This is a genomic window from Streptomyces tateyamensis (genome assembly GCF_003205575.1).
Lineage (GTDB): Bacteria > Actinomycetota > Actinomycetes > Streptomycetales > Streptomycetaceae > Kitasatospora > Kitasatospora tateyamensis.
In genome coordinates this window covers 2,963-3,599 of sequence record NZ_PYBW01000168.1, presented here as the reverse complement: position 1 = coordinate 3,599, position 637 = coordinate 2,963, and the positions used below count along the sequence as shown (strand labels likewise).

1 protein-coding gene is annotated in these 637 nt (G+C 70.5%); it reads left to right on the top strand.

Annotated features, from left to right (window positions below):
• The coding region (locus C7C46_RS35470) for a radical SAM protein (protein WP_342775454.1) at positions 1-637 on the top strand (637 nt) is incomplete at both ends.

Sequence of the window (637 nt, the reverse complement as noted above, 5' to 3'; positions counted from 1 at the left end):
CCTGTGGCACGCGGGCGAACCGCTGGCCGTCGGGCGGCAGAAGCTGGCCGAGTTGCTGGCTCCGTTCGAGTCATTGCGGCAGGCCGGGCTGGTCGAGCACTCGGTGCAGACCAACGCGGTGCTGATCAGCCCGGTCTGGTGCGACTTCCTGACCGAGTACGGCTTTCGGGTCGGGGTGAGCATCGACGGCCCGGCCGTCCTCAACCGCCAGCGCGTTGACTGGGCGGGACGTCCGGCCTTCGACCGGATCACGAAGGGTATCGGCCGCCTCCGAGAGCACGGGGTCCGGTTCTCCGTGATCGCGGTTGTCAGCGCCGAGAGCATCCGCGACCCCGAAGGGCTGCTGGACTTCATGGCCGGCCTGGGCTGCCACAGCGTCGGACTGAACATGGAGGAGACCGAGGGCGTCAACACCGGCCGGGCGGTGCCCACTGTCGAACAGGCCCGCGAGTTCTGGCGCCGCACCATCGCCTGGTCGCGGCGACACCGCGAGCTGACCATCCGCGAGGTCGACCGGCTCGGCAGCTACCTGCGGTCCGCCCGTGCAACGGGTCTGGCTGCGTGGGAGGACGCGCTGATCGACCCGATCCCGACCGTCTCCGCCGCCGGGGACGTGGTCCTTCTCTCGCCCGAGCTC